Genomic DNA, 20,667 nt, shown 5'->3' with positions numbered 1-20,667 from the left:
TCTATATCCAGTTTCATTCAAACTTTCGCCTGAAATCTACCGGTTATCATTTTCGCCCGGTCGCTACAATATACACTTCACGGGAACGGGCCCGGGAAGAGTCCGGCTTACGAACTTTGACCTTCGCAAACAGGGAGCGAATTTCCTTAAGATACTCCTCGAAACCTTCGCCCTGAAACACCTTCACAACAAAACTACCACCAGGCGCTAGTACATCACGACACATTTCTAACGCTAGTTCCACCAGATACATGGCGCGGGGGATATCCACCGCCGGTGTTCCACACATATTTGGTGCCATATCCGACATGACAACCTGGACCTTACTGTCACCTACACGATCAAGTAATGCTTTAAGCACTAATTCATCACGAAAGTCGCCCTGAAGGAAGTCGACACCGACGATGGGATCCATTGGTAAAAGATCGCATGCGATGATTCGGCCCGTTCCGCCGATCTGCGTAACCGCATACTGGGACCATCCGCCCGGTGCCGCACCGAGGTCGACCACCGTCATTCCCGGTTTAAAAAGTTTGTCACTTTGCTGTATTTCATCAAGTTTAAACCAGGCGCGGGAACGCAACCCCTTTTTCTGCGCCTGTTGAACATATTTATCGCTAAAGTGTTCCTGAAGCCAGCGGCTGGAGCTGGCAGAACGCTTTTTACCTGTCATTTAACATTTCCGTCCTGGTTCATCGTTACTTGCCTGTGACGTAAATTTCTACGCAGCTATTTGGCGATATTAGGGAGATGGCGGTAGAATGAACCGTTTTCAATCCCAACGTAAGCAAAAATATACGATGAATCTGAGTACTAAACAAAAACAGCACCTTAAAGGTCTGGCACATCCGCTCAAGCCTGTAGTGATGCTTGGCAACAATGGTTTGACCGAAGGGGTGCTTGCCGAGATTGAACAAGCGCTGGAACACCACGAGCTGATCAAGGTGAAAATCGCCTCTGAAGACAGAGACACTAAAAACCTGATCGTGGAAGCCATCGTGCGCGAAACCGGCGCCTGTAATGTACAGGTCATCGGTAAAACGCTGGTGCTCTATCGCCCATCTAAAGAGCGCAAAATCTCGCTGCCACGTTAAGGATATCCTGAATCGAACACATTTTCTGTGTGAAACGAGGGATTTCTTTCAGCAGGCGAGCAAAATGCCATGCTCCTTGAGTTGATAAAAGGCCGCTATGCGGCCTTTTTCTTTTCTTTACAATGTATCAACATCTTAGTAGAGAAGCGAATTACAGGTATTCAACCTTAATAATTTCGTATTCTACTTCGCCGCCAGGGGTGCGGATGGTGACCACATCGTCCTGCTCTTTGCCAATCAGGCCACGAGCAATCGGCGAGTTCACCGAAATCAGGTTCTGTTTGAAGTCCGCTTCATCATCACCCACGATGCGATAGGTCTGCTCTTCGTCGTTATCCAGGTTCAGGACGCTGACGGTAGAGCCGAAGATCACACGGCCATTGTTTGGCATTTTAGTGATATCGATAACCTGTGCGTTAGACAGTTTCGCCTCGATATCCTTAATGCGCCCCTCACAGAAACCCTGCTGCTCACGCGCCGCGTGGTATTCAGCATTCTCTTTCAGGTCGCCATGCTCACGCGCTTCCGCGATAGCGGCGATGATTTCAGGACGACGCACGGATTTGAGAAAATCCAGCTCTTCGCGCAGTTTTTCGGCACCACGTAAGGTCATCGGAATAGCTTGCATTTGTTATACCTCTTAAACATTCCTGTTGGGAGCAGTGTTCCCTGCTCCAGCCCACCTGAACAGGCCAGAAGCAAAAAGAAAACCGACCCGGGAGCAACGTCCCAGGTCAGCAGCAATTTTTCAATTTGATACGCATTTTACCGCGAAGTTCACTATGGGTCATCGTTTACTTTACAGTGCCATGCACCGTAGTATGACGGTTTGTTTTCGGGTTGTTAGCGCGAGATTATGCGATTTTCCAGTTTTATCATCGGATTGACTACCAGTATAACGTTCACCGTTCAGGCCGCGAATGTTGATGAGTACATTAATCAACTGCCCGCTGGCGCGAACCTTGCCCTGATGGTGCAAAAGGTTGGCGCGCAGGCTCCCGAGATTGACTATCACAGTCAACAGATGGCGCTGCCTGCCAGTACCCAGAAGGTGATCACTGCCCTCGCCGCCCTGCTTCAGCTCGGGCCCGACTTCCGTTTTACCACCACCCTTGAAACCAGAGGTAACGTTGAGGGTGGCGAACTAAAAGGCGATCTTATCGCCCGTTTTGGTGGCGATCCCACCTTTAAGCGTCAGGATGTCCGCAACATGGTGGCGGTACTGAAAAAATCCGGCGTGACAAAAATCGATGGCAATGTGCTGATCGACACCTCCATTTTCGCCAGCCACGATAAAGCTCCTGGCTGGCCGTGGAACGACATGACGCAGTGCTTTAGCGCCCCGCCAGCCGCCGCCATCGTCGACCGTAACTGCTTCTCCGTATCGCTTTACAGCGCGCCAAAACCAAATGACTTAGCTTTTATCCGCGTCGCGTCTTACTACCCGGTCACGATGTTCAGCCAGGTCCGGACGCTGGCGAAAGGCTCGCCTGAGGCACAGTATTGCGAACTGGACGTTGTGCCTGGCGATCTCAACCGTTATACGCTGACTGGCTGCCTGACCCAGCGGGCTGACCCACTCCCGCTGGCATTCGCCATTCAGGATGGCGCAGGCTATGCCGGGGCCATTTTTAAAGACGAACTGAAGCAGGCGGGTATTACCTACACCGGAACGCTGCTGCGCCAGACGCAGGTGAATGAACCAGGCACGGTGATCGCCAGTAAACAGTCCGCGCCACTGCATGATTTGCTTAAGATTATGCTGAAAAAGTCGGATAACATGATTGCCGACACGGTGTTCCGCATGATTGGGCACGCGCGCTTTGGTGTGCCGGGCACCTGGCGGGCCGGTTCGGATGCCGTACGTCAAATCCTGCGTCAGCAGGCGGGAATCGATCTGGGCAATACGATTGCGGTCGATGGTTCCGGTTTATCGCGTCATAACCTGATCTCGCCAGCCACCATGATGCAGGTGTTGCAGTACATTGCTCAGCATGACGCTGAGCTAAACTTTATTACGATGCTGCCGCTTGCCGGGCACGATGGGTCACTTCAGTACCGTGCGGGCCTACACGCTGCGGGCGTGGATGGCAAAGTGTCGGCGAAAACGGGTTCTCTGCAAGGCGTTTACAACCTTGCCGGTTTTATCACAACAGCCAGCGGACAACGCATGGCATTTGTGCAGTATCTTTCCGGCTATGCCGTCGAACCGGCTGACCAGCGCAATCGTCGTATTCCACTGGTGCGTTTCGAAAGCAGGCTCTATAAGGACATCTACCAGAATAACTAGCGATGAAACTACTTATAGTTGAAGACGATCTGTTATTGCAGGAAGGGTTAGCGCTGGCGCTGGGGAATGAAGGCTACGCCCTGGATTGTGCCGCCACGGCCGCTGAAGCAGATGCCCTGATCCAGAGCGGAGAATACAGTCTGGTGATCCTGGATTTGGGGCTGCCGGATAAAGACGGCGCGACGCTGCTCTGCCAGTGGCGTCGTCGCGGGGTGGAGAATCCCGTTTTGATTCTTACCGCCCGCGATGCCATTGAAGACAGAATTAACGGGCTGGATTCTGGCGCTGACGATTATCTGGTAAAACCCTTCGCCCTTGCCGAGCTACAGGCTCGCGTACGGGCGTTGATTCGCCGCTATCAGGGCCACAGCGACAACCTGCTGACGGACGGGGATATCACCCTCAATCTGCAAACCCAGCAGGTGCTGCGCCAGTCTCAGCCTGTGGAAGTGACACCAAAAGAGTTTGCTCTGCTGACGCGCCTGATCATGCGCAGCGGACAGACGGTACACCGTGAAACGCTGCAACAGGACATCTACTCCTGGCAGGACGATCCGGGATCAAATACGCTTGAAGTCCATATACACAACCTGCGACGTAAGCTTGGCAAAGATCGCATCAAAACCGTGCGCGGCGTGGGCTATCGTCTGGAGAGTCAGAAATGAACAGTATGCGTCGGCGATTAATGGTGTTGCTGGCGGTTATTCTGTTATTTTTCCAACTGATTAGCGTTATCTGGCTATGGCATGAAAGCCGTGAGCAAATCGGTTTTCTGGTGAACGAAACGTTATCCGCGAAAGCGCGCAATAACCATGTCGAAAAAGAGATCCGCGAAGCCATAGCCTCGTTGCTGGTCCCTTCCCTGGTGATGGTCGGTTTTACCCTGTTCTTCTCATTCTGGGCGGTCACCTGGATCACCCGGCCCCTCAATAAACTTCGCGATAGCCTGGCGAACCGATCGGCGGATAATCTGACCCCCCTGCCGATGTATTCCGATATGGAAGAGATTGGCGCAGTGACCACGTCGCTGAATCAACTGCTCGCCCGGCTGGACCACACTATTCAACAGGAACGCCTGTTTACCGCCGATGCGGCACACGAGTTACGAACACCGCTTGCGGGGATCAGGCTCCATCTGGAACTGATGGCCCAGTCCGGTTCCCCTCAGGCCACGCCTCTGATAAGCCGTATCGATCAGTTAATGCATACGGTGGAACAGCTGCTGATGCTGGCGCGTGCCGGGCAGGCGATGGCCAGCGGCCACTACGATACCGTGAACTGGACAGAGACGATCATTGCCCCGCTCAGCCTGGAACATGAAGCCAAAGAGCACACGGTAATATGGCCAGCGCACAGCGCGCTGACGGTACAGGGGGACGCCGTTCTGTTACGCCTGATGCTAAGGAACCTTCTGGAGAATGCCGCCCGCTACAGCCCGGCAGGCACAACCATTGAAGTGGCATTAACAGCGACGGAGGGCGGTACCCGGATCAGCGTTACCGATCAGGGGCCGGGTATTGATGAGGCACACCGCCAGTCGATCACCGAACCTTTTCGCCGTCTCGACCAGCGCTATGGCGGCAGCGGCCTTGGGCTGAGCATCGTACAGCGAATCGTGCAGCTCCATCATGGCCATTTAACGCTGGAGAACGGTGCTGAGGGCGGTTTAATCGCCAGTTGTTGGTTACCCGCGAAAATTGGATAAAAAAAAGCCCCGTTAAGGGGCTTGATACAGGGGTTAGTGCTTGTAAATGAATTCGACGCCTTCTTCGTCGTCTTCATCCCAGTCATCGTCCCAGTCTTCATCATCTTCTTCCGCTTCCAGCTCTTCGAGCTGCTGGCGGTGGTAGTCATCCCACATGAATTCGACTTTTTCAGGCTGTTTCGCTTCTTCTGCCTGAACAACCGGATTCTCGATGATAAAGGTCATCACATCCCAGCAGAGATCTTTCACGCCAACCTGGCTGGCGGCAGAGATCAGGTAGTACTTATCTTCCCATCCCATCGCGTCGGCAATCGCTTTAGCTTTCGCTTCAGCTTCCGCTTTGTCCATCAGGTCGATCTTGTTGAAGACCAGCCAGCGTGGTTTTTGCGCCAGTTTTTCGCTGTATTTCTCCAGCTCGCCAATAATAATACGGGCGTTTTCAACCGGATCGGAACCGTCGATGGGATCGATGTCGATGAGGTGCAACAGTACGCGGCAACGCTCAAGGTGCTTCAGGAAGCGAATACCCAGACCGGCGCCTTCTGCTGCCCCTTCAATCAGACCCGGGATGTCCGCTACCACGAAGCTTTTCTCGTTATCCATACGGACAACGCCCAGGCTCGGCACCAGCGTCGTAAACGGATAGTCCGCCACTTTTGGTTTCGCCGCAGAGACAGCACGGATAAACGTCGATTTACCGGCGTTTGGCATACCCAGCATCCCAACATCCGCCAGCAGCATCAGTTCCAGTTGCAGGTCGCGCTTATCACCCGGGGTACCCATGGTTTTTTGACGCGGGGTACGGTTTACGGAGGATTTGAAACGGCTGTTACCCAGACCGTGCCAGCCGCCTTTCGCCACCATCAGGCGCTGACCGTGTTTGGTCATATCACCCATGGTTTCGCCCGTGCCCTGGTCGATCACACGCGTACCCACCGGCACCTTGATCGTCACGTCTTTACCGCGTTTACCGGTACAGTCACGGCTCTGGCCGTTCTGACCACGCTCGGCGCGGAAAGATTTTTCGAAACGGTAGTCGATCAGCGTGTTGAGGTTTTCATCCGCCTCCAGCCACACGTCTCCACCGTCTCCACCATCACCGCCGTCAGGACCGCCACGAGGAATATATTTTTCACGGCGGAAGCTTACACAACCGTTACCGCCATCACCTGCCACGACCAGAATCGTCGCTTCATCAACAAACTTCATTTTACTCTCCGTAACTCATTCGCCTGAGCGGGGGACTACTACAACCGCTTCATTTTTGCGCCAACGTCCCCAGAGACGATGACCAATGGCGGAATACATCGCGCCCGCAACCACGACAAACGCACCGAGATAACCCAACAGGTTGAGCATCGGCTTGACGAAGACATCGGGCCAGGCCATTGATAACAAATCTGAAAATAACAGCGTAAACAGCGGGGTAAGCGTGATTAAGGCGCTCACCTGTGCTGCCTGCCAGCGCGCCATGGCTTCAGCCAGCGCGCCATAACCGACCAGCGTATTCAGCCCACAAAAAATGAGGCACGCCAGTTGCCAGTCGCTGAGCTGGGTGATCACACCCGGCTTCGCTAACGGCAATAATGCCAGTGTACACAAAGTGTACAGCAAAAAGAGGATCTGCTGTGAGGCAAGACGGCGCAATAACACCTTTTGCGCGACGCCATAACTCACCCAGACCGTTGCTGCACCCACCCCAAAAATGACACCCCAGGTGTAATCCGTCAGGCGGGTAAAAATCTCGATCAGACTGGTGTTAAAGAACATCACCAGACCGCAAAGCAGCATGCTTGCCCCGATGATCTGCGTGCCACGCATCTTCTCCTTGAGGATAAATACGCTGGCGACCATCATGCCGACCGGTGAAAGCTGACCAATCACCTGCGACGCTGTAGGGCTAAGATATTGCAGGGAAGAGCTGAACAGAATGAAGTTACCGAACAGACCGCCCGTCGCGATAGCCAGTAACACCAGCCAACGCGGCTTTCGGAAGATGCGCAGCGGTGGCAGCTTACCTTTGACGGCCAGAATGGCGCCCAGGCCAATGCTTGCCATCAGGAAGCGATAAAACACCACCGTCGGCGGTTCCATCACTTCCAGTACCTGCTTCATTGCAATTGGCAGTGCACCCCAGCACATTGCGGTAGTGAGCGCCAAAAGAATACCAATGCCGGCCTGCTGCTTCATGCCCGTTTTCCCTACAGAAAATTTTCCGGGTTTCCAATGTAAAAAGCCCCGCAACACGTTGCGGGGCTTTAATCCGTTACCGGACCGAGAAAACCTTACTCAGCAACGATGCTGATGTATTTACGGTTGTTCGGGCCTTTAACTTCAAATTTCACTTTACCGTCTGCTTTAGCAAACAGAGTGTGGTCACGACCGCAACCTACGTTAGTACCTGCGTGGAACTTGGTGCCACGCTGACGAACGATGATGCTACCCGCCAGAACGGATTCGCCACCGAAACGCTTAACGCCCAGGCGTTTAGCTTCTGAATCGCGACCGTTACGTGTGGAGCCGCCAGCCTTTTTATGTGCCATTTAAATCTCTCCTCAGGTCTTAGGCGCTGATGCCAGTAATTTTCACATCAGTGAACCACTGACGGTGGCCCTGCTGCTTACGATAGTGTTTACGACGACGAAACTTAACGATTTTAACTTTCTCGCCACGACCGTGAGCAACAACTTCAGCTTTGATAACGCCGCCATCAACGAAAGGAACGCCGATTTTGACTTCTTCACCGTTTGCGATCATCAGAACTTCAGCGAACTCAACAGATTCGCCAGTTGCGATGTCCAGCTTTTCCAGGCGAACGGTCTGACCTTCGCTTACTCGGTGTTGTTTACCACCACTTTGGAAAACCGCGTACATATAAACTCCGCTTCCGCGCACATCCTCGTATGATTCAGAGTGCGCTATAAATATTCACAATAGGGCGCGAATATTACGCAAAACGCGAGCCTTTGACAAGTGCTACCATCAATACATGAAGAAAAAAAACACAACACGTACGGTAACGTTTATCTGAGCCGTTTTTTCAGTACAATCAGCAATACTATTTATAAACCGAAACCCTTTGTGTACCCATCTCGTGTGGGATAAACAGGATAAAAAGCCCGGCTTTTGCGATGAATTTAGAAAAAATCAATGAGTTAACCGCGCAAGATATGGCGGGTGTGAATGCAGCAATCCTGGAGCAACTCAACTCTGACGTTCAGCTGATCAATCAGTTGGGCTATTACATCGTCAGTGGCGGCGGTAAACGTATTCGTCCGATGATTGCCATTCTGGCCGCACGCGCGGTTGGCTATCAGGGAAATGCCCACGTCACGATCGCGGCGCTGATCGAATTTATCCACACCGCCACCCTGCTTCACGACGATGTTGTGGATGAATCAGACATGCGTCGTGGCAAAGCCACCGCTAATGCCGCGTTTGGTAATGCGGCAAGCGTTCTGGTAGGGGATTTTATCTATACCCGAGCGTTCCAGATGATGACCAGCCTTGGCTCGCTGAAGGTGCTGGAAGTGATGTCAGAAGCCGTGAACGTTATCGCTGAAGGCGAAGTCCTACAGTTGATGAACGTCAACGACCCGGACATCACCGAAGAGAACTATATGCGGGTGATTTACAGCAAGACCGCACGTCTGTTTGAAGCAGCCGCGCAGTGCTCTGGCATTCTGGCGGGCTGTAGCGAAGCTCAGGAAAAAGGGCTTCAGGACTATGGCCGTTACCTCGGCACCGCGTTCCAGCTGATTGATGATTTGCTGGATTACAGCGCGGATGGCGAAACGCTTGGTAAAAACGTCGGCGATGACCTCAACGAAGGCAAGCCAACGCTGCCGCTGCTCCATGCGATGCGCAACGGCACCCCAGAGCAGGCGAAAATGATCAGGGAAGCTATCGAGCAGGGAAATGGTCGCCATCTTCTGGAACCGGTACTGGAAACAATGGCAATCTGCGGCTCCCTCGAATGGACGCGCCAGCGCGCTGAAGAAGAAGCAGACAAAGCCATCGCCGCAATTCAGGTCATCCCTGACAGCCCATGGCGTGATGCGTTAATCGGCCTCGCCCACATCGCCGTTCAGCGCGACCGTTAATCCTCTCCTCGTCTCCCTGCGTCCTTGCAGGGAGATTCCAGTACGCACCAGTAAATTACTTTCCCGTGTAAGCTCATCAGGTTACAGGCCGCATGTATAAAGCCGTGTCTTATTCTGAATATTGCTTCTCGTAACATGAACTTTTTAGAACAGATGTTCGAAGTGAGTATAGTAATGCTGTCTTTTCACACGAAACGACGTGGACGATAACGAACACAAGGACAGCATTATGGATACAAAATTCATCGACTGGCATTCTGCTGACATTATTGCGGCACTGCGTAAAAAAGGGACATCGCTGGCTGCGAATCACGTCGTCATGGGCTGAGCTCGTCGACGCTGGCAAACGCACTGACCCGCCCATGGCCGAAGGGGGAACTGATTATCGCGACGGCGCTGGATACGCATCCGTGGGTAATCTGGCCATCACGCTACCACGATCCCATTACCCATGAATTTATCGACAGAACGCGCATGATGCGCCAGAGCAAAACGAAGAAAGCACATCAGGACTGATGCACCCGGATTTACAGGAACAGCAATCCCCCGGCCTGTTCTGGCAGGGGGGGGCCGGAAAGATTACTCGCCCTTCACACGCTCGATATTAGCACCCAGCGCGCGCAGTTTGTCTTCAATACGCTCATAACCACGATCGATGTGGTAGATACGATCGACAACGGTAGTCCCTTCCGCAATACAACCAGCCAGTACCAGACTCGCAGACGCGCGCAGATCGGTCGCCATCACCTGCGCACCGGACAGTTTTTCAACGCCGTGGCAAATTACCGTGTTGCTTTCAATCTCAGCATGCGCACCCATACGGATCAGTTCCGGTACGTGCATGAAACGGTTTTCGAAGATGGTTTCCGTGATAAAGCCCGTGCCTTCGGCCACCAGGTTCAGCAGCGTGAACTGTGCCTGCATATCCGTCGGGAATGCCGGGTGTGGCGCAGTACGCACGTTAACGGCTTTAGGACGCTGCCCGTGCATATCCAGGCTGATCCAGTCTTCACCGATTTCAATGTCCGCACCCGCATCGCGCAGTTTCGCCAGCACCGCATCCAGGGTGTCCGGCTGGGCGTTACGGCAGACAATCTTACCGCCAGAAATCGCGGCCGCGACCAGGAAAGTACCGGTTTCGATACGGTCTGGCAGTACGCGGTACACACCGCCACCCAGACGTTCAACGCCTTCGATGGTGATACGGTCAGTGCCCTGCCCGCTGATCTTCGCGCCCAGCGCGACCAGGAAGTTCGCGGTATCCACGATTTCCGGTTCACGTGCGGCATTTTCGATGATGGTGGTGCCTTCTGCCAGCGTAGCAGCCGACATGATGGTGACCGTTGCGCCCACGCTCACTTTGTCCATGACAATGTGCGCGCCTTTCAGACGACCATTTACGGACGCTTTAACGTAACCTTCTTCCAGCTTGATCTCCGCGCCAAGTTTTTCGAGGCCGAAGATATGCAGGTCGACTGGACGCGCGCCGATAGCGCATCCGCCCGGCAGTGAAACCTGTCCCTGACCGAAACGCGCCACCAGCGGACCAAGCGCCCAGATGGACGCACGCATCGTTTTCACCAGCTCATACGGTGCTGAAAAGTTGTTCACATTGCTGGCATCGATCCAGACGGAACCGTTACGCTCCACTTTGGTGCCCAACTGGCCGAGCAACTTCATGGTCGTGTCGATATCTTTCAGCTTCGGTACGTTCTGGATCTCTACCGGCTCTTCTGCGAGCAGCGCAGCGAAAAGAATGGGCAGCGCGGCGTTTTTAGCGCCAGAAATTGTGACTTCGCCCTGGAGACGCGTGGGTCCCTGAACACGAAATTTATCCATTGTTTGCTCTCTTATAAATTCAACCGTGCTGCGGGCGCTTCGCCCTCAGCTCAAAAACCGTTTAGTTTGCGATCGCGTGCCCACTCCTGTGGGGTGAACGCTTTAATCGACAGGGCGTGAATGCGGTTATCCGCAATGTATTCCATCAGCGGCGCGTACACAGCCTGCTGTTTCTTCACGCGACTCATTCCGTCGAACATCTCACCCACAGCAATAACCTGGAAGTGACTGCCATCGCCAGAGACGTGGGCTTCCTGAAGGGAGAGTGCATTCATCAGCACAGTCTGGATTTCATTATTTTCCATGGGGGTCTACATCATCTGATAGTGAAAACAAGCCCAACATCTTAGAGCAAAGTGGCGCGGTCTTAAACAAGCAAAAAGCCCCAACCAGTAAACTGTCGGGGCTTTCGGAAGTAACGTACTGAAAAAATTAGCGAGGTAATACGTCTTGCGGCAAATTGTAAAGCTGTGCAAGGGTAATCACGTTATCGCTTACCCCCGTCAGGGCGACGTTGCTCCCCTGCTTTTTCCCCGTGGCCACCAGGTGCGCCAGCAGGGCAATACCGGCGGTATCTACCCGCGTGACGCCATGAAGATCAATCAGCGTCACGCCCTGCATCACGTTATGGCGAGCGTCCCACAGCGGGTTAAGCAGATCCTGATCCAGCTCTCCCGTCAGCGTCAGCGTCTCGCCGTCACGCGCCCAGCTAAGCTGCTGCGACATTACTTCTTCTCGTCCAGGGTAATTTTCTGACGAGAGATAGACTGAAGCTGAGCCGTCAGGCCATCAATGCCTTTAGTGCGCAGCAGATCGCTCCACTCGTTCTGTTTAGTGGTGATCATGCTGACGCCTTCAGCGATCATGTCGTACGCCTGCCAGTTACCGGTCTGGCTGTTTTTACGCCACTGGAAGTCCAGACGAACCGGTGGACGACCGTTTGGATCGATAATCGTCACGCGGATAGGAATGATGGTGGCATCGCCCAGCGGCTGCTCAGGGGCAATCTGATAGGTCTGCCCGTGGTACATTGCCAGCGCCTGGCCGTAAGCCTGTTTCAGATATTCACGGAACGCCGCGAAGTAAGCCTCGCGCTGTGCCGGGGTCGCGTCTTTGTAGTAACGGCCCAGTACCAGTGCGCCCGCATACTTGATCTGCACATACGGCAGCAGTTCCTGATCCACCACATCACGCAGATAATCAGGGTTAGAGCGGATTTTTGGCTGCTCGTTTTTAAGACGGTCGAAGGTTTTCTTCGCGGCCTCATCCATCAGTTTGTACGGGTTACTCTGATCCGCGGCGTGCGCCGCGGTAAGAGGGGCAATGACCAGCATGGCAACCATTAACAGTCGTTTAAACATGAATGACTTCTCCTGAAATTAATTCGTCGCGCCTGGCGTCGGTTCGACGTTGGTGTGGTCTTCACTCTGCGCAGGGGCATCGTCAGACTTTTTATCATCCCCTTTACTGTTGTAAAGGAACTGACCAATCATATCTTCCAGCACCATCGCTGACTTGGTATCCTGGATAACGCTACCGTCTTTAAGGATAGTCGTTCCCAGCTCAGGATCTTCAAAACCCACGTTAAGGGCCAGATATTGCTCCCCCAGCAGGCCAGAGGTGCGGATAGAAAGTGAGCTGGTGTCTGGAATGTGGTTATAACGCTCTTCGATATCCATCGCGACGCGCGGCAGATAGGTTTTCTCATCAAGCGTAATATCAGCGACACGTCCGATAACGACGCCACCAATACGCACCGGTGAGCGCGCCTTCAGGCCGCCGATATTATCGAAAGTCGCGTAGACGCGATACGTCGGCTCGGCGCGAACTGAGGTGATGTCCGCCGCTCGCAGGCAGATGAACAGCGCGGCCAGCAGCGCCAGAAGCAGAAACACGCCAACCCAAATTTCATTTTTTCTCGTTTGCATGAACTCAATTCCCAAACATCAGTGCGGTGAGCACAAAATCCAGACCTAAAACGGCCAGCGACGAATGTACGACAGTACGCGTCGTTGCACGGCTAATGCCCGCCGACGTCGGAATGGCATCGTAACCATTAAACAACGCAATCCAGGTAACCGTCACAGCGAAAACCACGCTCTTGATCAGACAGTTCACCAGATCCATACGCAGATCGATGGCGTCCTGCATGGCAGACCAGAAGAAGCCAGCATCAATGCCTTTCCAGTTGACGCCAACCAGCGCGCCTCCCCAGATACCTACCGCCACAAAGAGGATAGTCAGTAACGGCAAGGAGATAACCCCGGCCCAGAAACGCGGAGAGATGACCCGGCGCAGCGGATCAACCGCCATCATCTCCATACTGGAGAGCTGTTCGGTTGCGCGCATCAGGCCAATTTCAGCCGTCAGTGCGGACCCGGCACGCCCGGCGAACAGCAGCGCGGCAACCACCGGCCCGAGTTCACGCAGCAGCGAAAGCGCCACCAGCATGCCAAGACTGGTTTCCGCGCTGTAGGTTGTCAGCACCAGATACCCCTGCAACCCCAGCACCATGCCGATAAACAGACCCGACACGATGATGATAAGCATCGACAAAACGCCGACGTTGTAGAGCTGCCGCACCAGTAACGGCGCATGCTTGCGGAACTCCGGTTTGCCAACCAGCGCGTTGAACAACATTAATCCGGCACGCCCGAACGTACTGATGGTTTTTAGGCCACGGTGTCCAAGACCCGCCAACGCATTTAACAGCATGAGTGGCTTAACTCCCTATTCCCAGTAAATCGTCATGATAGTCGCCCGCCGGATAGCGGAAAGGCACTGGCCCATCTGCGATACCGTCCAGGAACTGCCGCACACGCGGATCGCCATTCTCCTGCAACGCCTGGGCGCTGCCGTGGGCGACGATCTTTTTGTCAGCCACAATATAGGCGTAATCCGCGATACTCAGCACTTCCGGCACATCGTGGGACACCACCACGCAGGTGACGCCAAGGGCGCTGTTCAGCTCTGAGATTAACTTTACCAGCACGCCCATGGTGATAGGGTCCTGCCCGACGAACGGTTCATCGAACATGATTAAATCGGGTTCCAGGGCAATAGCACGCGCCAGCGCGGCGCGGCGCGCCATCCCACCCGAGAGTTCGGACGGCATGAGTTTCGCCGCCCCCCGCAGCCCTACGGCTTCAAGCTTCATCATCACCGTGCTGTGCAACAGCTCAGGGGGAAGATGGGTGTGCTCACGCAGCGGATAGGCCACGTTGTCAAAAACGTTCATATCCGTGAACAGCGCGCCCGACTGAAAGAGCATGCTCATCCGTTTGCGAACCGTGTAGAGGCGCGAGCGAGACATCTCCGGGACATTTTCGCCGTCGAAGAGAATTTCGCCGCTATCAGGGGGGATTTGCCCGCCGATCAGACGCAGCAACGTGGTTTTACCGATCCCTGACGGCCCCATGATGGCGGTGATTTTACCGCGCGGCACGGTCAGCGAAATATCATCAAATATTAACCGGTTGCCGCGAGAAAAACTGACGCCCCGGACATCGACTATATTCGCCATCGTTTGGCTCATTTATGGTTCCTTACTTACCTTGCTTCACGGCTGGCATGAAGCGTAAATCAGCCCTAAACCCCGCATTTTTACAGAATATTCACTATTGGGGTTAGCGAAAGCTGGCATTTGTTTTACTTTTCCGGCGCATAAAGTCAAAATTAGGAATTCGTTACGTCTCAGACTTCATCTGGCGCCAACATTCGTGCGCAGTGGACCAGCGAGTATACCTGAAGAAAGGACTTTTGATGCTTTTAGCAACAGCACTGTTAATAATTGGTTTACTGTTGGTGGTCTACAGTGCTGACCGTTTGGTCTTTGCCGCATCCATTCTCTGTCGACTCATTGGCATGCCGCCCATCATTATCGGCATGACGGTGGTCAGTGTAGGCACATCGCTACCTGAAATCATCGTTTCTGTTTCAGCCTCGCTGCATGGCCAGGTCGACCTCGCTATCGGCACCGCGATTGGCTCTAACATCGTCAATATCTTACTGATTTTAGGCTTAGCCGCATTATTGCATCCATTTCGCGTGCATTCTGATGTTTTGCGCCGTGAATTGCCGCTAATGTTAGTCGTTAGCCTGCTGGCAGGCTACGTGCTTTATGACGGCGTGCTAAGCGTCGATGACGGTATATTCCTGCTCGCCCTGGCCGTGATTTGGTTGCTTTACAGCGTGAAGATCGCACGTCTGGCGGAAAAACAGGGTAACGATAGCCTCACGCGTGAGCATCTCGCCGAGCTGCCCCGGGAAGGGACCTTGCCCGTCGCCCTGCTGTGGCTGGGCGTCGCGCTGATCATCATGCCAATGGCCACGCAGATGGTAGTCGATAACGCGACGGTGCTGGCGAACGCGTTTGCGATGAGCGAACTGACAATCGGCCTGACGGTCATCGCCATCGGCACCAGTCTGCCAGAGCTGGCTACCGCCATCGCCGGGGCGCGTAAAGGGGAAGATGATATCGCCATCGGCAATATCATTGGCTCTAATATTTTCAATATCGCGATCGTGACGGGGCTGCCAGCGTTAATTTCGCCGGGGCCGTTTAACCCTATGGTCTTCACGCGCGATTACGGTGTGATGCTGCTGGTTAGCGTGATTTTCGCCCTGCTCTGCTGGCGGCGAAAAGAGCAGATCGGCAAAGGCGCAGGCGCGCTATTGACGGGTGGATTTATCGTATGGCTGGCGATGCTGTACTGGCTTTCGCCTCTTCTCTCTGGGTAAACGGAAACGCATTATGTCGCAAATAGAATTGCAGCCGGGTTTTGACTTTCAGAAAGCAGGCAAAGACGTTCTGGAGATTGAACGTGAAGGTCTGGCGCAGTTAGATCAGTACATTAATCAGGATTTTAGTCTGGCCTGTGAGAAGATGTTCTACTGTGCCGGTAAAGTCGTGGTGATGGGGATGGGCAAGTCCGGCCATATCGGGCGCAAAATGGCGGCGACCTTTGCCAGTACCGGCACGTCGTCATTCTTCGTTCATCCAGGTGAAGCCGCGCACGGTGACCTCGGCATGGTTACGCCGCAGGACGTGGTTATTGCGCTCTCCAACTCCGGGGAATCGAATGAAATTCTGGCGTTGATCCCGGTGCTGAAGCGTCTGCACGTACCGCTAATTTGTATGACCAGCCGCCCGGAAAGCAGTATGGCGCGTGCGGCGGATATCCACCTGTGCGTGAAGGTGCCAAAAGAAGCCTGTCCACTGGGGCTGGCGCCGACCTCCAGCACAACCGCCGCGCTGGTGATGGGCGATGCCCTTGCCGTTGCGCTGCTGGAAGCCCGTGGTTTTACGCCTGAAGATTTCGCCCTGTCTCACCCCGGCGGCGCGCTCGGGCGCAAGCTGCTGCTGCGGGTGAACGATATTATGCACACCGGGGATGAGATCCCGCACGTCAGCAAAGAGGCCTCGTTGCGCGACGCGTTACTGGAGATCACCCGTAAAAACCTGGGCATGACGGTCATCTGCGATGACCTGATGAAGATTCAGGGCATTTTCACCGATGGTGACCTGCGCCGGGTATTCGATATGGGTGTGGATGTCCGAACGCTGGGCATCGCTGATGTGATGACGCCAGGCGGGATCCGCGTCCGTCCGGGTACGCTGGCGGTAGATGTGCTGAACCTGATGCAGTCCCGTCATATTACCTCAGTGATGGTTGCCGATGGCGACCAACTGCTGGGTGTGGTACATATGCATGATCTGCTGCGCGCTGGCGTAGTGTAATGAAGGATAAGACAATGAGTAATGCGGGTGCATCCCTTGCAACCTGTTATGGCCCGGTGAGTGCCCACATGATGGCAAAGGCGGAAAATATCCGCCTGCTGATCCTCGATGTAGATGGCGTGCTCTCTGACGGTCTGATTTATATGGGCAATAATGGCGAAGAGCTGAAAGCCTTTAACGTTCGCGACGGTTACGGCATCCGCTGTGCGCTCACGTCCGGCATTGAAGTTGCAATCATCACCGGACGGAAAGCTAAACTGGTAGAAGATCGGTGTGAAACGCTGGGCATTACCCATCTCTATCAGGGGCAGTCTGATAAGATGGTAGCCTTCCGGGATCTGCTGGGAAAACTGGGCATTGCGCCAGAGAATGTGGCGTACGTCGGCGATGATTTGATCGACTGGCCAGTGATGGCGGAGGTGGGTCTGAGCATCGCCGTGGCTGACGCGCACCCGCTGCTGATCCCGCGTGCTGATTACGTAACCCATATTCACGGTGGCCGTGGCGCCGTCCGTGAAGTCTGCGATCTGCTTCTGCTGGCGCAGGGCAAGCTTGATGAGGCGAAAGGGCAATCAATATGAGTAAAACCAGACGTTGGGTTATCATTCTGCTTGCGCTTGTCGCCCTGGTACTGATTGGCGTAAACCTCGCCGATCGCGATGATTCGCAAGCGGAAGTGGTTAACACGAGCGACCCGACCTATAAAAGCGATCACAGCGATACCGTGGTCTATAGCCCGGAAGGCGCACTGAACTATCGCCTGGTTGCACAGCATGTAGAATATTTTTCAGATGACGGTACGTCGTGGTTTACCCAACCGGTCATGACCACCTTTGATACGGACAAAGTGCCGACGTGGTCTATCAAGTCTGACCGGGCAAAACTGACAAATGACCGTATGCTTTACCTGTATGGTCACGTTGAAGTCAACGCCCTGACCGCTGACGCTCAACTGCGCAAAATTACGACGGATAACGCCCAGATCAACCTGGTCACCCAGGATGTCACGTCGCAGGATTTAGTCACCCTGTATGGCACAACATTTAATTCCAGCGGTTTAAGAATGCGCGGGAACTTACGCAGCAAAAACGCCGAGCTGATTGAAAAGGTTAGAACCTCCTATGAAATTCAAAACAAACAAACTCAGCCTTAAAGTGGTTATCGCCAGCGCGCTGCTGGCGGCCAGTCTTCCCGCGCTTGCTGTGACTGGCGATACCGAACAGCCGATTCATATTGAATCTGATACCCAGTCTCTGGATATGCAGGGTAACGTCGTCACCTTTACCGGCAACGTCGTCATGACCCAGGGCACCATCAAAATCAACGCCGACAAAGTGGTCGTTACCCGTCCGGGCGGCGAGCAGGGCAAAGAGATTATCGATGGTTATGGCAACCCGGCCACCTTCTACCAGATGCAGGACAACGGCAAGCCGGTGAAAGGCCATGCCTCGCATATGCACTATGAACTGGCGAAAGATCTGGTCATCCTGACCGGTAATGCCTACCTGGAACAGCTGGACAGCAATATCAAAGGCGACAAGATCACCTATCTGGTGAAAGAGCAGAAAATGCAGGCCTCCAGCGAAAAAGGCAAACGCGTCACTACCGTGCTTGTGCCTTCGCAGTTGCAGGACAAGAACAACGGTCAGGCTCCGGCACAGAAAAAGAGTAACTAATTCGTTATGGCAACATTAACTGCAAAAAACCTCGCGAAAGCGTACAAGGGCCGCCGCGTCGTCGAAGATGTCAGTCTGACCGTCAACTCCGGCGAAATCGTGGGGTTGCTTGGCCCTAACGGTGCGGGTAAAACCACGACCTTCTACATGGTGGTGGGCATTGTCCCGCGTGACGCTGGCAACATTATTATCGATGATGAAGACATCAGCCTGCTGCCGCTGCATGCTCGCGCGCGTCGTGGCATCGGCTATCTGCCGCAGGAAGCCTCTATCTTCCGCCGCTTAAGCGTGTTCGATAACCTGATGGCCGTGCTCCAGATCCGTGACGATCTGACCAGCGAGCAGCGCACTGACCGTGCGAACGAGCTGATGGAAGAGTTTCATATCGAACACCTACGCGACAGCCTCGGTCAGGCATTGTCTGGCGGTGAACGCCGCCGCGTTGAGATTGCGCGCGCGCTGGCAGCAAACCCGAAATTCATCCTGCTGGATGAACCGTTTGCGGGCGTTGACCCCATCTCCGTTATCGATATCAAACGTATCATTGAGCATCTGCGCGACAGCGGGCTTGGCGTACTGATTACGGACCACAACGTTCGTGAAACGCTGGCCGTGTGTGAGCGCGCCTACATTGTGAGCCAGGGCCATCTGATTGCCCACGGTACGCCGCAGCAAATCCTCGAAGATGAGCATGTTAAGCGCGTGTACCTTGGGGAAGACTTCAGACTCTGATAGGGTAGAGGTTAAATCACGCCGAACCGGAGAAAAACGCGCTGAACATGAAGCAAGGTTTGCAATTACGGCTCAGCCAGCAACTGGCCATGACGCCGCAGCTACAGCAGGCAATCCGTCTGTTGCAGTTGTCCACGTTAGAACTCCAGCAGGAGCTCCAGCAAGCGCTGGACAGTAACCCGCTGCTGGAGCAAACCGATCTTCATGACGAGGTAGACACCCAGCAGACGCAGGACACAGAAACGCTCGACTCCGTAGATGCGCTCGAACAGAAAGATATGCCGGACGAACTGCCGCTGGATGCCAGCTGGGATGAAATCTACACCGCGGGTACGCCCTCAGGAACCCGTGCAGACTACCAGGACGACGAGCTGCCGGTTTATCAGGGCGAAACAACCCAGTCGCTTCAGGACTACCTGATGTGGCAGGTCGAGCTGACCCCTTTCTCCGATACCGATCGCGCGATTGCCACCTCCATTGTCGATGCCGTTGACGACACGGGCTATTTGACCGTGACGCTGGATGAAATACTGGAAAGCATCGGCGATGACGACATTGAGATGGAAGAGATCGAAGCCGTCCTGAAACGCGTTCAGCGTTTCGACCCGATTGGCGTCGCCGCGAAAGATCTGCGCGACTGCCTGCTGATCCAGCTTTCGCAGTTTGCCAAAGAGACACCGTGGATTGACGAAGCCCGGCTCATCATCAGCGATCATCTGGATCTGCTGGCGAACCACGACTTCCGCACCCTGATGCGCGTGACGCGCCTGAAGGAAGAGGTACTGAAGGAAGCGGTGAATCTGATCCAGTCGCTCGATCCGCGTCCGGGGCAGTCGATCCAGACCAGCGAACCCGAGTACGTTATCCCGGACGTGCTGGTCAGAAAACACAATGACCGCTGGGTCGTTGAACTGAACTCTGACAGCATCCCTCGCCTGCAAATCAACCAGCAATACGCCGCCATGTGCACCAGCGCACGTAACGATGCCGACAATCAATACATTCGCAGCAACCTTCAGGAAGCACGCTGGTTGATCAAGAGTCTGGAGAGCCGTAATGACACGCTGCTGCGCGTCAGCCGCTGTATTGTCGAACAGCAGCAGGCGTTCTTTGAGCAGGGCGAAGAGTTTATGAAACCGATGGTGCTGGCGGACATCGCCCAGGCCGTCGAGATGCATGAATCAACCATTTCCCGCGTGACTACGCAGAAGTATCTGCACAGCCCACGCGGTATTTTTGAGCTTAAGTATTTCTTCTCCAGCCACGTGAATACCGAAGGCGGCGGCGAAGCCTCGTCAACGGCCATTCGCGCACTGGTGAAGAAGTTGATCGCCGCGGAGAATCCCGCGAAGCCACTCAGTGACAGTAAGTTAACCACCATGCTGTCCGATCAGGGTATTATGGTGGCACGTCGTACTGTCGCGAAGTATCGAGAGTCTTTATCCATTCCGCCGTCTAACCAGCGTAAACAACTGGTTTGACACAACC

Annotated in this window: 25 protein-coding genes and 1 pseudogene; 13 read left to right on the top strand and 13 right to left on the bottom strand. The window is 54.2% G+C overall.

What is annotated here, in order from left to right:
- Positions 1–46: 46 nt before the first annotated feature.
- Positions 47–673, bottom strand: coding sequence for a 23S rRNA (uridine(2552)-2'-O)-methyltransferase RlmE (gene rlmE, locus BH712_RS20470; RefSeq protein ID WP_003861812.1), 627 nt, complete (start codon positions 671–673; stop codon positions 47–49).
- Positions 674–800: 127 nt separating this feature from the next.
- On the opposite strand from rlmE, the gene yhbY reads away from it, so the two are divergent.
- Positions 801–1,094: a ribosome assembly RNA-binding protein YhbY gene (gene yhbY / locus BH712_RS20465; RefSeq protein WP_003861814.1), complete on the top strand. Its 294-nt coding sequence runs from the start codon at positions 801–803 to the stop codon at positions 1,092–1,094.
- A gap of 151 nt (positions 1,095–1,245) precedes the next feature.
- Here yhbY and greA read toward each other — a convergent pair whose 3' ends face one another.
- Positions 1,246–1,722, bottom strand: a complete 477-nt coding sequence (gene greA, locus BH712_RS20460) for a transcription elongation factor GreA (protein ID WP_006812122.1) — start codon at positions 1,720–1,722, stop codon at positions 1,246–1,248.
- A gap of 228 nt (positions 1,723–1,950) precedes the next feature.
- Between greA and dacB the strand changes: the two genes are divergently transcribed.
- Genes dacB through pmrB form a run of 3 tightly spaced genes read left to right on the top strand, consistent with a single transcriptional unit; the run spans position 1,951 to position 5,089 of the window.
- Entirely contained in the window at positions 1,951–3,384 is a 1,434-nt protein-coding gene (gene dacB / locus BH712_RS20455; RefSeq protein WP_003861817.1) for a serine-type D-Ala-D-Ala carboxypeptidase, read from the top strand.
- A 2-nt stretch (positions 3,385–3,386) separates the two neighbouring features.
- Positions 3,387–4,049, top strand: coding sequence for a two-component system response regulator PmrA (pmrA, locus tag BH712_RS20450; protein ID WP_003861819.1), 663 nt, complete (start codon positions 3,387–3,389; stop codon positions 4,047–4,049).
- A complete protein-coding gene (pmrB, locus tag BH712_RS20445) occupies positions 4,046–5,089 on the top strand; it encodes a two-component system sensor histidine kinase PmrB (RefSeq protein WP_006812123.1) in 1,044 nt (347 codons plus the stop codon). Before pmrA ends, pmrB begins: the two co-directional genes overlap by 4 nt.
- A gap of 33 nt (positions 5,090–5,122) precedes the next feature.
- Here the strand turns inward: pmrB and cgtA are convergent, their stop codons facing one another.
- The 4 genes from cgtA to rplU all read right to left on the bottom strand — a co-directional run bounded on the left by cgtA (position 5,123) and on the right by rplU (position 7,963).
- Positions 5,123–6,298 carry an Obg family GTPase CgtA gene (gene cgtA / locus BH712_RS20440; RefSeq protein ID WP_006812124.1) on the bottom strand — a complete coding sequence of 392 codons (1,176 nt, stop codon included), beginning with the start codon at positions 6,296–6,298 and terminating at the stop codon, positions 5,123–5,125.
- 15 nt (positions 6,299–6,313) lie between these two features.
- Positions 6,314–7,279, bottom strand: a complete 966-nt coding sequence (locus BH712_RS20435) for a DMT family transporter (RefSeq protein WP_006812125.1) — start codon at positions 7,277–7,279, stop codon at positions 6,314–6,316.
- A 95-nt stretch (positions 7,280–7,374) separates the two neighbouring features.
- Positions 7,375–7,632 carry a 50S ribosomal protein L27 gene (gene rpmA / locus BH712_RS20430; protein WP_003861831.1) on the bottom strand — a complete coding sequence of 86 codons (258 nt, stop codon included), beginning with the start codon at positions 7,630–7,632 and terminating at the stop codon, positions 7,375–7,377.
- A 19-nt stretch (positions 7,633–7,651) separates the two neighbouring features.
- Positions 7,652–7,963 (bottom strand): 50S ribosomal protein L21, encoded by a 312-nt coding sequence (rplU, locus tag BH712_RS20425; protein ID WP_003025032.1) that lies wholly within the window; start codon positions 7,961–7,963, stop codon positions 7,652–7,654.
- Between the two features lie 257 nt (positions 7,964–8,220).
- Between rplU and ispB the strand changes: the two genes are divergently transcribed.
- Positions 8,221–9,192 (top strand): octaprenyl diphosphate synthase, encoded by a 972-nt coding sequence (gene ispB / locus BH712_RS20420; RefSeq protein ID WP_006812126.1) that lies wholly within the window; start codon positions 8,221–8,223, stop codon positions 9,190–9,192.
- A gap of 229 nt (positions 9,193–9,421) precedes the next feature.
- Positions 9,422–9,708: pseudogene (sfsB, locus tag BH712_RS20415) on the top strand (DNA-binding transcriptional regulator SfsB).
- 63 nt (positions 9,709–9,771) lie between these two features.
- On the opposite strand, the gene murA reads toward sfsB, so the two are convergent.
- The 7 genes from murA to mlaF all read right to left on the bottom strand — a co-directional run bounded on the left by murA (position 9,772) and on the right by mlaF (position 14,566).
- Positions 9,772–11,031 carry a UDP-N-acetylglucosamine 1-carboxyvinyltransferase gene (gene murA / locus BH712_RS20410; protein WP_006812128.1) on the bottom strand — a complete coding sequence of 420 codons (1,260 nt, stop codon included), beginning with the start codon at positions 11,029–11,031 and terminating at the stop codon, positions 9,772–9,774.
- 50 nt (positions 11,032–11,081) lie between these two features.
- Positions 11,082–11,336 (bottom strand): BolA family iron metabolism protein IbaG, encoded by a 255-nt coding sequence (gene ibaG, locus BH712_RS20405; protein WP_003861840.1) that lies wholly within the window; start codon positions 11,334–11,336, stop codon positions 11,082–11,084.
- 127 nt (positions 11,337–11,463) lie between these two features.
- Positions 11,464–11,757, bottom strand: a complete 294-nt coding sequence (mlaB, locus tag BH712_RS20400) for a lipid asymmetry maintenance protein MlaB (RefSeq protein WP_006812129.1) — start codon at positions 11,755–11,757, stop codon at positions 11,464–11,466.
- The gene (gene mlaC, locus BH712_RS20395) at positions 11,757–12,392 is read right to left on the bottom strand and encodes a phospholipid-binding protein MlaC (RefSeq protein WP_006812130.1); all 636 of its coding nucleotides are present in this window, start codon (positions 12,390–12,392) and stop codon (positions 11,757–11,759) included. The genes mlaB and mlaC overlap by 1 nt, the downstream gene beginning before the upstream one ends.
- 18 nt (positions 12,393–12,410) lie before the next feature.
- Positions 12,411–12,959 carry an outer membrane lipid asymmetry maintenance protein MlaD gene (gene mlaD / locus BH712_RS20390; protein WP_006812131.1) on the bottom strand — a complete coding sequence of 183 codons (549 nt, stop codon included), beginning with the start codon at positions 12,957–12,959 and terminating at the stop codon, positions 12,411–12,413.
- A gap of 4 nt (positions 12,960–12,963) precedes the next feature.
- Complete coding sequence (gene mlaE / locus BH712_RS20385) at positions 12,964–13,746, bottom strand: lipid asymmetry maintenance ABC transporter permease subunit MlaE (protein WP_003861848.1); 783 nt, start codon at positions 13,744–13,746, stop codon at positions 12,964–12,966.
- Between the two features lie 7 nt (positions 13,747–13,753).
- The gene (gene mlaF, locus BH712_RS20380; RefSeq protein ID WP_006812132.1) at positions 13,754–14,566 is read right to left on the bottom strand and encodes a phospholipid ABC transporter ATP-binding protein MlaF; all 813 of its coding nucleotides are present in this window, start codon (positions 14,564–14,566) and stop codon (positions 13,754–13,756) included.
- A 227-nt stretch (positions 14,567–14,793) separates the two neighbouring features.
- Here mlaF and BH712_RS20375 point away from each other — a divergent pair, with 227 nt between their 5' ends.
- Genes BH712_RS20375 through rpoN form a run of 7 tightly spaced genes read left to right on the top strand, consistent with a single transcriptional unit; the run spans position 14,794 to position 20,660 of the window.
- Complete coding sequence (locus BH712_RS20375) at positions 14,794–15,771, top strand: calcium/sodium antiporter (RefSeq protein WP_006812133.1); 978 nt, start codon at positions 14,794–14,796, stop codon at positions 15,769–15,771.
- Between the two features lie 13 nt (positions 15,772–15,784).
- Positions 15,785–16,771, top strand: coding sequence for an arabinose-5-phosphate isomerase KdsD (kdsD, locus tag BH712_RS20370; RefSeq protein ID WP_003861853.1), 987 nt, complete (start codon positions 15,785–15,787; stop codon positions 16,769–16,771).
- A gap of 14 nt (positions 16,772–16,785) precedes the next feature.
- Positions 16,786–17,352, top strand: a complete 567-nt coding sequence (kdsC, locus tag BH712_RS20365; RefSeq protein ID WP_032674071.1) for a 3-deoxy-manno-octulosonate-8-phosphatase KdsC — start codon at positions 16,786–16,788, stop codon at positions 17,350–17,352.
- Positions 17,349–17,924: an LPS export ABC transporter periplasmic protein LptC gene (gene lptC / locus BH712_RS20360; RefSeq protein WP_006812135.1), complete on the top strand. Its 576-nt coding sequence runs from the start codon at positions 17,349–17,351 to the stop codon at positions 17,922–17,924. The genes kdsC and lptC overlap by 4 nt, the downstream gene beginning before the upstream one ends.
- On the top strand, positions 17,893–18,447 hold the full coding sequence (gene lptA / locus BH712_RS20355; RefSeq protein ID WP_006812136.1) for a lipopolysaccharide ABC transporter substrate-binding protein LptA: 555 nt from the start codon (positions 17,893–17,895) through the stop codon (positions 18,445–18,447). Before lptC ends, lptA begins: the two co-directional genes overlap by 32 nt.
- 6 nt (positions 18,448–18,453) lie before the next feature.
- Positions 18,454–19,179, top strand: a complete 726-nt coding sequence (gene lptB, locus BH712_RS20350; RefSeq protein WP_003861862.1) for an LPS export ABC transporter ATP-binding protein — start codon at positions 18,454–18,456, stop codon at positions 19,177–19,179.
- Between the two features lie 47 nt (positions 19,180–19,226).
- Complete coding sequence (gene rpoN, locus BH712_RS20345; protein ID WP_006812137.1) at positions 19,227–20,660, top strand: RNA polymerase factor sigma-54; 1,434 nt, start codon at positions 19,227–19,229, stop codon at positions 20,658–20,660.
- The last annotated feature ends 7 nt before the right edge of the window (positions 20,661–20,667 follow it).

It is taken from the genome of Enterobacter hormaechei ATCC 49162, assembly GCF_001875655.1.
Lineage (GTDB): Bacteria > Pseudomonadota > Gammaproteobacteria > Enterobacterales > Enterobacteriaceae > Enterobacter > Enterobacter hormaechei.
This window is presented reverse-complemented; position numbering and strand designations above follow the sequence as displayed.

Excerpts from the sequence above, each read along its gene's own strand:
- rlmE (WP_003861812.1), bottom strand. The coding sequence starts at position 673 with ATGACAGGTAAAAAGCGTTCTGCCAGCTCCAGCCGCTGGCTTCAGGAA.
- yhbY (WP_003861814.1), top strand. The coding sequence starts at position 801 with ATGAATCTGAGTACTAAACAAAAACAGCACCTTAAAGGTCTGGCACAT.
- greA (WP_006812122.1), bottom strand. The coding sequence starts at position 1,722 with ATGCAAGCTATTCCGATGACCTTACGTGGTGCCGAAAAACTGCGCGAA.
- dacB (WP_003861817.1), top strand. The coding sequence starts at position 1,951 with ATGCGATTTTCCAGTTTTATCATCGGATTGACTACCAGTATAACGTTC.
- pmrA (WP_003861819.1), top strand. The coding sequence starts at position 3,387 with ATGAAACTACTTATAGTTGAAGACGATCTGTTATTGCAGGAAGGGTTA.
- pmrB (WP_006812123.1), top strand. The coding sequence starts at position 4,046 with ATGAACAGTATGCGTCGGCGATTAATGGTGTTGCTGGCGGTTATTCTG.
- cgtA (WP_006812124.1), bottom strand. The coding sequence starts at position 6,298 with ATGAAGTTTGTTGATGAAGCGACGATTCTGGTCGTGGCAGGTGATGGC.
- BH712_RS20435 (WP_006812125.1), bottom strand. The coding sequence starts at position 7,279 with ATGAAGCAGCAGGCCGGCATTGGTATTCTTTTGGCGCTCACTACCGCA.
- rpmA (WP_003861831.1), bottom strand. The coding sequence starts at position 7,632 with ATGGCACATAAAAAGGCTGGCGGCTCCACACGTAACGGTCGCGATTCA.
- rplU (WP_003025032.1), bottom strand. The coding sequence starts at position 7,963 with ATGTACGCGGTTTTCCAAAGTGGTGGTAAACAACACCGAGTAAGCGAA.
- ispB (WP_006812126.1), top strand. The coding sequence starts at position 8,221 with ATGAATTTAGAAAAAATCAATGAGTTAACCGCGCAAGATATGGCGGGT.
- murA (WP_006812128.1), bottom strand. The coding sequence starts at position 11,031 with ATGGATAAATTTCGTGTTCAGGGACCCACGCGTCTCCAGGGCGAAGTC.
- ibaG (WP_003861840.1), bottom strand. The coding sequence starts at position 11,336 with ATGGAAAATAATGAAATCCAGACTGTGCTGATGAATGCACTCTCCCTT.
- mlaB (WP_006812129.1), bottom strand. The coding sequence starts at position 11,757 with ATGTCGCAGCAGCTTAGCTGGGCGCGTGACGGCGAGACGCTGACGCTG.
- mlaC (WP_006812130.1), bottom strand. The coding sequence starts at position 12,392 with ATGTTTAAACGACTGTTAATGGTTGCCATGCTGGTCATTGCCCCTCTT.
- mlaD (WP_006812131.1), bottom strand. The coding sequence starts at position 12,959 with ATGCAAACGAGAAAAAATGAAATTTGGGTTGGCGTGTTTCTGCTTCTG.
- mlaE (WP_003861848.1), bottom strand. The coding sequence starts at position 13,746 with ATGCTGTTAAATGCGTTGGCGGGTCTTGGACACCGTGGCCTAAAAACC.
- mlaF (WP_006812132.1), bottom strand. The coding sequence starts at position 14,566 with ATGAGCCAAACGATGGCGAATATAGTCGATGTCCGGGGCGTCAGTTTT.
- BH712_RS20375 (WP_006812133.1), top strand. The coding sequence starts at position 14,794 with ATGCTTTTAGCAACAGCACTGTTAATAATTGGTTTACTGTTGGTGGTC.
- kdsD (WP_003861853.1), top strand. The coding sequence starts at position 15,785 with ATGTCGCAAATAGAATTGCAGCCGGGTTTTGACTTTCAGAAAGCAGGC.
- kdsC (WP_032674071.1), top strand. The coding sequence starts at position 16,786 with ATGAGTAATGCGGGTGCATCCCTTGCAACCTGTTATGGCCCGGTGAGT.
- lptC (WP_006812135.1), top strand. The coding sequence starts at position 17,349 with ATGAGTAAAACCAGACGTTGGGTTATCATTCTGCTTGCGCTTGTCGCC.
- lptA (WP_006812136.1), top strand. The coding sequence starts at position 17,893 with ATGAAATTCAAAACAAACAAACTCAGCCTTAAAGTGGTTATCGCCAGC.
- lptB (WP_003861862.1), top strand. The coding sequence starts at position 18,454 with ATGGCAACATTAACTGCAAAAAACCTCGCGAAAGCGTACAAGGGCCGC.
- rpoN (WP_006812137.1), top strand. The coding sequence starts at position 19,227 with ATGAAGCAAGGTTTGCAATTACGGCTCAGCCAGCAACTGGCCATGACG.